The following is a 7,235-nucleotide window of genomic DNA, read 5'->3' on the forward strand; positions in this document are numbered from 1 at the left end:
TCCGGGGATTGTATAGCGCGGGCTTGGCGGTCAGATATCGCGCCGGACGACGGTCGCCAGAGCGGCATGCAGTTCCGCGTAGTCGAGCGGTTTGGTGACCAGCGGCACGTCCATCAGGCTTTGCGGGCGCGACCGCCCGTCATCGCCCGACAAGAACACGACGGCGATATCCATCGTGCTGCAAATATCGGCAAAGCTGTAGGAGGTGTCGTTCTTCAGGTTGATGTCCAGAACCGCCGCGTCGATCTTTTCGGTCTTGAGGATGTCCAAAGCCCGTTCCGATGAATGAACCACGCCGACGATCTGCCAGCCATGCGCTTTCAGCTCCGCCTCAACATCCAATGCAATGACAGCCTCGTCTTCAACAATCAGAACGCGGCGATCAGGAACCATCTTCGGACACTGTGGCAAAGCGCAGCACAACGCGCAGGCCGGCGGGGTCATAGCTGAAATCAGCCCCGCCATTCAGCGCACCGCTGACAGAGGTTTCGATCAGGCGGCTGCCAAAACCTATTTCAGCCGGGGGGGCCACGGGTGGGCCATCCTGTTCGATCCACGTCACAGTTGCGGTGTTCGATCCGGTGTCCATCGCCCATTTGACGGTGATGTGCCCTTCTTCATTCGACAAGGCGCCATATTTGCTGGCATTCGTCGCAAGCTCATGAAAAATCAGGCCAAGCGCGTGGGCGCAGCTTGCGTCAACCGACACGCGCGGCCCGTCAAGCCGCAGCCGATCCGCGCCACTCGCCGCATAAGGGGCAAGCTGGTTCTTGATGACTTGCTTCAGATACGCCTTTTCCGTGCCGCTTTGAAAAATACTGTCATGGGACGCCGAAATGGCACGCAAACGTCCGGTGAAGGTTTCGGCAAACCCGTCAAGGTCCGTGGCATTCCGCAGGGTGTGCGACGCCATGGCCTGAATCGTCGCAAGGCTGTTTTTCACCCGATGGTTCAGTTCATTCACCAGCAGGCGCTGGCAATCCATCGCCGCTTTTTGCATCGTGATGTCTTCGACCACCGAAATGAAATAGTCGACCTTACCGCTATCCAGACGGATGCAAGACACGGTGAGGTTGCCCCAGACAACTGCCCCATCCTTGCGGAAATAGCGCTTTTCCATGTCGTATTCTTCGATCTTGCCCCGCAGAACGTCGTTCAGAAGATGCAGGTCCTTGTCGAGGTCGTCGGGATGCGTCAGATCCTGAAACGTCAGTTTATTAAGCTCTTCCTCAGAATAGCCAAGGATATCGCACAGCCGCTGGTTCACCTGAAGCCAACTTCCCTCGGTGCCGACATGGGCAATCCCGACCGCCGCGTTTTCAAACGCCGCGCGGAACCGCGCCTCGCTCTTGCGCAGCTCGGATTGGTAGCGTTCGCGTTCTGACAGATCGTAGAAATTGCAGACGACACCCAACCGGCCATCCGGCAGCATCATCCGATCGATCTTCCAATCGTAGGATTCGATTTCATCCGTATCGCTGCGCCGTTCGATCGTCGCGGGGGAGTGATACGGCTCTCCGGTTTCAAGCGTATGGCGGAACAGCTTGATCGCACCAGAGGCGAAGGGCTCGGGCCAGATAATCCGCAAGACTTCTGCGAAATCCCGACCGATCATAGAGGAAACGCCGTCAAATGTTTTCCGGGCACCCGCACTGACCATCGATAGCCTAAAGTCGGCATCGACCGTATAAATTCCGAACGGGGAATTTTCCACGACCTGCCGAAAGCTGTCCAATGCAGCTTTCAGGTGTTCTGATGTATCTGCACTGGCCTTTGACCAGTCAGTTTCTTGATCCAATCGCGCGCCCCCAAGCCAGATCAATCATAAAGTTATGCAATTAAATTATGAGTGAAATAATCGACATTGGCTAGAGCAGCTTAAAATTCGTTAATTTCGCGGCAAAAGCACAATATCTGCGCGATTTCAGGGGAAAATGCCCCAGAAATTGATGAATCCCGACTGTAAATGCCGCTAGGGGATCAGATAAACGATTCCGATAACCGCCCCGCAAAGCCCCAGCAGCGCTATCAGCGCAAGGCGTCCGTCCCGGATCAGCATGGCGATGGCAAGCACAGAAACCACCGCCCCAAGCAGGGAGGAAGAGAAGGGCACAATCTCAAGAAACGGCATCAGCACGCCGCAGATCGCACAGATGCCGCGCAAGATCGAAATGAATGGACGGTGGAATAAAAACTGCAACCGCCCGCTGCGGTGTCGGTCAAACCATCGCGCCACACCTTTTACTTTGCCAAGACCCGTGCGCAGCCGGGCGGATTCAATTCGCTGGCGCCGGACCCATGCCGGCAGCCACAGGTGATTTCGCCCCATCAGCATCTGGGCCGAGATCAGAAAGATCAGCACGCCGCAAAAACTGGAAAACAGCGGTATCCCACTTAGCGGCGTCACCACCGCCAAGGCGGGCAGCAACAGCAACGGAGAGAATGACGCATGCCCCAGCCCTTCGATGAAATCATCGACCGACACCTTCTGATCGCCAAGCACATCCTGCGCCCGGTCAAGAACTGACGTGACTGAGGTTACGGTCATGCGGGCCTTTCGCGTGCTTCATCCGACATCAAGCCAACGCCGGAACTGCCGCCTTGTTCCGAGGCCGACCTGCCCTTTTGGTCAAATTATGGAACCAAATCCCAATTCGGTGGTTGTGGCGCAGGAAGGGACGTTTCGCCCGGCCCCGCCGGATCACAAAACCAACCCGACGAAACGTCATTGGGATGCAATGCAGGTCAGCAGGATTTTGGTCGTGGAGGATGAGGTGCTTGTCGCCCTCGAAACCGCAGACCTGATCGGAGAGTTCGGGCTGGAAGTCGTCGGCCCCGCGATCCGGCTTACACAGGCCGAAGAACTTGCCCGCGCCGAAAATTTCGAATTTGCCCTGCTCGACGTGAACCTTGGGCAAGGCACCACCTCAAAATCCATCGCTGGTATCTTGCGGGAACGTGACATCCCCTTCGCCTTCGTCACCGCCTATGAACCGAGCCAGATTCCCTTTTTGAAGCCCGGCGATAAGGTGGTGTCCAAACCTTTCTCCTCCCAGGCGCTGCGTGAAATGCTGGATGGGTTTGGCATGTTCGACGACGATCCGCCCGCGGCCTAAGGGTCAGTCCTCCGGCAGCAAGGCCTCCAGCGATTTCAGCGTGTCGGCTTCCCCCGGCGGTTTGTCCCAACGCAGCCGCGAAATTCGCGGGAACCGCATGGCAAGGCCGGATTTGTGGCGCTTCGATCGGTTCAACCCTTCAAACGCGACCTCAAAGACAAGCCCTTGGTCAACGCTCGCCCGCACCGACCGGACGGGGCCGAACCGCTCAACCGTGTTTTCGCGCACGTAACGGTCGATCTTTTTCAGCTCTTCATCCATGAAGCCGAAATAGGCCTTCCCCACGGGGAAGAGTTCGCCATCCTCGGACCACACACCGAACGTGTAATCGGAATAGAAACTCGACCGCTTGCCGTGGCCGCGTTGCGCATACATCAGCACCGCGTCGATCAGAAACGGGTCGCGCTTCCACTTGAACCACGGCCCCTTGGGGCGGCCGGGGACGTAAGGCGCATCCTTCCGTTTCAGCATCAACCCTTCGATCACCGGATGGGGTAAATCTTCACGCAGGGCGCGCAGGTGGTCCCAGTCGGTGAAAGGAACCAGCGGCGAAAGGTCGAAGCGGTAGGGGTCAAGCCGTTCCGAAAACCGCTCCAACCGCGCGCGGCGGTCGGCAAATGGCAACGGGCGCAGGTTTTCCCCGACCTCGTCCAGCAGATCATAGGCGCGGACAAAGGCGGGATATTCCGCCATCATCTTTTTCGTCACGGTCTTGCGGTTCAGCCGTTGTTGCAGATCGGAGAACGTCGCGATCTCTGGCCCCTTCGCGCCCGGCCGCGCGACCAGCAATTCACCGTCGAGCGCGCCCTGGAAATCCATCGCCTCGGTGATGTCGGGAAAGGCGCGGGATATGTCATCACCCGTGCGGGAATAGATGCGGCGCGTATCACCCTCTGCCGTGACCTGCACGCGGATGCCGTCCCATTTCCATTCGGCGAGGTAATCCGCGGGATCAAGCGCATCAAACGCCGCATCGTCCAGCGCGGTCGCCAACATCACCGGGCGGAACGGGCTTTCCCCGGCCTGCGCGGGTTTCGCCGCCCGCCCCTCAAGCCACGCGAACAGGTTGAGGTAAGGTGGGCCCAACCCATGCCAAAGCTCTTCAATCTCTGCCACGTCAACCTCTCCAAACGCGGCGAGCGCCTGTTTCGCCAGCCGCGCCGACACGCCGATCCGCATCCCCCCGGTCGCGAGTTTCAACAGCGCGTAGCGGCCAGAGGCATCCAGCCCATCAAGCATATCTCGCAGGATCGGTTCGACCTTGGTGCGCGGCGTGTCCTGCAATGTCGCCACAATCTCCGACAGTCGCAGATCGACCGCCTCCCCCTGCCCTTCCCAGATCAGCGCGATGGTTTCGGCAAGGTCGCCGACATAGTCATAGGACAGCGCAAAAAGCTCCGGGTCGATCTGCTCCGCCACCATTTGCCGCAGCAGCGCGGGCTTCGCCGATTTCAGGTCGAGCGTGCGGGCAATCGCGGCGAGGCCATAACCCCGGTCCGGGTCCGGTGTGTCGCGAAAATAATCGACGAGCGCGGCCAGTTTTCCATTGCGTGACGGTGTCAGCAGCAGGCGATCCAGAAGGGCGGCAAAGTGCTTCATGTCTCCGCCTCATCCTCATACCCGACAAGGTTCAGGGGTTTTGCCGCGATCTGGTTGAGTTCGCACCAGCGGACGACTGCTTCTTCCCGCCCATGCGTGACCCAGACCTGTTCCGGGCCAAGTTCGGTGAGGGTTTCGGTAATCTCTGCCCAATCACAATGGTCCGAGATGACAAGCGGCAGTTCGACGCCGCGCTGACGGGTCCGGGCGCGGACTTGCATCCAGCCGCTCGCGAAACTGATCAGCGGAGCCGCGAACCGCTGCGCCCATTTCGCGCCAAAGGCCGAGGGCGGGCCGACGATCACCTCGCCCGCGAAATCGCCGGTCTTGCCCTTGGGCAGCGTCGCATCTTCCAGCTCGCCAAGGTCGATGCCCTGACTTTGGTAATAATCACACAACCGCCGCATCGCGCCGTGGATGTAGATCGGCCGCTCATACCCCGCGTCCCGCAACAACCGGATCACCCGCTGCGCCTTGCCAAGCGCATAAGCCCCAACCAGATGCGCGCGGTCGGGTTGTGCAGAGAGCGAGGCAAGTAGCTTTGCAATCTCGTCCTGTGGCGGCGGGTGGCGAAAGACCGGCAGGCCAAAGGTCGCCTCGGTGATGAACACCTCGCAAGGGACCGGCACGAAATCGTCGCAGGTCGGGTCCGTGCCGCGTTTATAGTCACCCGACGCGACGATCCTCAGCCCCCCGAAATCGAGCGCGATCTGCGCCGACCCCAGCACATGCCCCGCCGGATGAAACGTGACGCCAACCCCGTTCACATCGACCGGCACGCCAAATTCAGCGATCTGCGCCTGTTCGCAGAACCCTTCGCCATAGCGAATTTCCATGATGTCGAGCGTCTGGCGCGTCGCCATGACATGCTTGTGCCCCGCGCGGGCATGGTCGGCATGGCCATGCGTTATCAAGGCCCGCTCCACCGGGCGCACGGGGTCGATGTAGAACACGCCATCGGGGCAGAACAGCCCTTCGGGGCGCGGGAACAGCAACCGTTCGGCGTTCGTGTTTTTATGCGCACGCGTGACCATCAGGTGAATGATAAGCCCCCCGCGCCGCTTTGCAATTGTCGCCATCCGGCATCGCGCCTACGGTGCGGCCATGCAAAAGGCCCGGATCACCACGGTCGAATTCGTCGCGCTGTTTTCGCTGCTGACGTCGCTGACCGCGATCAGCCTTGATGCGGTGCTGCCCGCCCTGCCTGCGATGGGCGACGCTCTTGCCGTGGCGGATGCGAACACGACGCAACTGATCGTCACGATGTTCATCTTCGGCATGGTATTCGGAGAGCTTTTGTTCGGCCCTCTCTGCGACGCCATCGGACGGAAAGCGGCAATCCTGCTGGGTCTGGCGCTGTTCTGCGTGGGTGCGGTCATTGCCATGACGGCACAAACGATGGAGCAGATATTGATCGGTCGCATCATCCAAGGGATCGGCGTTTCCGGCCCAAAGATAGGCTCCCGCGCATTGATCCGCGACCGTTTCGCGGGTGAGGCGATGGCCCAGATCATGTCGCTGATCTTTACTGTCCTCATTCTGGTCCCGATGGTTGCGCCCGCTATCGGGCAGCTACTACTGACACTCGCGGGATGGCAGGCGATTTTCGTGCTATATCTGGCCGCCGCCGTCGTCGGGGGCGCATGGCTAACCGTGCGCCAACCCGAAACCCTACCGCCGGAGCGTCGAATACCCATCGCCCCGCGCCGACTGTTCCGGAACGCCGTGCGGATCATGCGGCATTCGCATGTGCTGGCCTATACCGGGGCGGCCGGGCTGACCTTTGGTGCGCAGCTATTGTTCCTCAGCACGGCGCAATCCATGTTCGCGGATATCTACGGCAGGGCGACCAGCTTTCCGTTCTACTTCGCCGTCATCGCCCTCGCCGTCGGGATCGCGGCCTTTACCAACAGCCGGTTGGTGATGGGTTGGGGCATGGCGCGGATGGTCGCGCTGGCGCTTTACGGGCTTGGGGCGTCGAGCGGGCTGTTGCTGCTGGCTGCGCTGATCACTGCTGGCGCGCCGCCCTTCCACCTGTTCATGGCCCTTCTGTCCTTGATGTTCTTTTGCGTCGGCATCCTGTTCAGCAACCTCAACGCGCTGGCGATGGTGTCGCTGGGCGAAATCGCGGGGCTAGGCGCTGCGCTGATCGCATCGGTTTCAAGCCTGATCGCAGTCGGGTTCGCGGTGTCGCTTGGCTGGTTCTACGCCGAAACCGTCACGCCGGTTGCGTTGGGGTTTTTGGCCGCAGCGCTCGGCGCGTTCGCCTTGACCTGCCGGGTCCGCTATCGCGAAGATTTGCCGGTGGTTCCGATCGCCTAACGTACCCGCGCCGGGTTGCCCGCGACCGTCGCCCCGGCCGGAACGTTCCGCGTCACGACGCTACCCGCGCCGATAATCGCGCCGTCCCCGACAGACACACCCGGCAAGACAATCGCCCCGCCGCCAATCCAGACATTCGCGCCGATGGTGACGGGGTGCGCGATTTCCAAACCCTCCGCCCGCTTTGCCGGATCGCGG

General features: G+C 60.5%; 8 protein-coding genes. 2 read left to right on the forward strand and 6 right to left on the reverse strand.

Annotation, left to right across the window (positions count from 1 at the left end; translation table 11 throughout):
• Positions 1–30: 30 nt before the first annotated feature.
• The 3 genes from ACEWPJ_RS15530 to ACEWPJ_RS15540 form a co-directional block, all read right to left on the reverse strand.
• On the reverse strand, positions 31–393 hold the full coding sequence (locus tag ACEWPJ_RS15530) for a response regulator (RefSeq protein WP_416514030.1): 363 nt from the start codon (positions 391–393) through the stop codon (positions 31–33).
• Positions 383–1,798 carry a sensor histidine kinase gene (locus ACEWPJ_RS15535; protein WP_416514031.1) on the reverse strand — a complete coding sequence of 472 codons (1,416 nt, stop codon included), beginning with the start codon at positions 1,796–1,798 and terminating at the stop codon, positions 383–385. The genes ACEWPJ_RS15530 and ACEWPJ_RS15535 overlap by 11 nt, the downstream gene beginning before the upstream one ends.
• Before the next feature lie 174 nt (positions 1,799–1,972).
• The gene (locus ACEWPJ_RS15540; RefSeq protein WP_416514032.1) at positions 1,973–2,548 is read right to left on the reverse strand and encodes an exopolysaccharide biosynthesis protein; all 576 of its coding nucleotides are present in this window, start codon (positions 2,546–2,548) and stop codon (positions 1,973–1,975) included.
• Positions 2,549–2,636: 88 nt separating this feature from the next.
• On the opposite strand from ACEWPJ_RS15540, the gene ACEWPJ_RS15545 reads away from it, so the two are divergent.
• Positions 2,637–3,116, forward strand: coding sequence for a response regulator (locus tag ACEWPJ_RS15545; RefSeq protein ID WP_416514033.1), 480 nt, complete (start codon positions 2,637–2,639; stop codon positions 3,114–3,116).
• Between the two features lie 3 nt (positions 3,117–3,119).
• Here the strand turns inward: ACEWPJ_RS15545 and ACEWPJ_RS15550 are convergent, their stop codons facing one another.
• Positions 3,120–4,715: a cisplatin damage response ATP-dependent DNA ligase gene (locus ACEWPJ_RS15550; RefSeq protein ID WP_416514034.1), complete on the reverse strand. Its 1,596-nt coding sequence runs from the start codon at positions 4,713–4,715 to the stop codon at positions 3,120–3,122.
• Complete coding sequence (locus ACEWPJ_RS15555) at positions 4,712–5,749, reverse strand: ligase-associated DNA damage response exonuclease (protein WP_416514035.1); 1,038 nt, start codon at positions 5,747–5,749, stop codon at positions 4,712–4,714. The genes ACEWPJ_RS15550 and ACEWPJ_RS15555 overlap by 4 nt, the downstream gene beginning before the upstream one ends.
• Before the next feature lie 7 nt (positions 5,750–5,756).
• On the opposite strand from ACEWPJ_RS15555, the gene ACEWPJ_RS15560 reads away from it, so the two are divergent.
• A complete protein-coding gene (locus ACEWPJ_RS15560) occupies positions 5,757–7,037 on the forward strand; it encodes a multidrug effflux MFS transporter (protein ID WP_416514036.1) in 1,281 nt (426 codons plus the stop codon).
• On the opposite strand, the gene ACEWPJ_RS15565 is transcribed toward ACEWPJ_RS15560, so the two are convergent.
• The coding region (locus ACEWPJ_RS15565) for a DapH/DapD/GlmU-related protein (protein WP_416514037.1) at positions 7,034–7,235 on the reverse strand (202 nt) is incomplete at its 5' end. The two genes, ACEWPJ_RS15560 and ACEWPJ_RS15565, sit on opposite strands and share 4 nt — an antisense overlap.

This window comes from Aliiroseovarius sp. YM-037 (assembly GCF_048060095.1).
In the GTDB taxonomy this organism is placed as follows: Bacteria; Pseudomonadota; Alphaproteobacteria; order Rhodobacterales; family Rhodobacteraceae; genus JBLUOA01.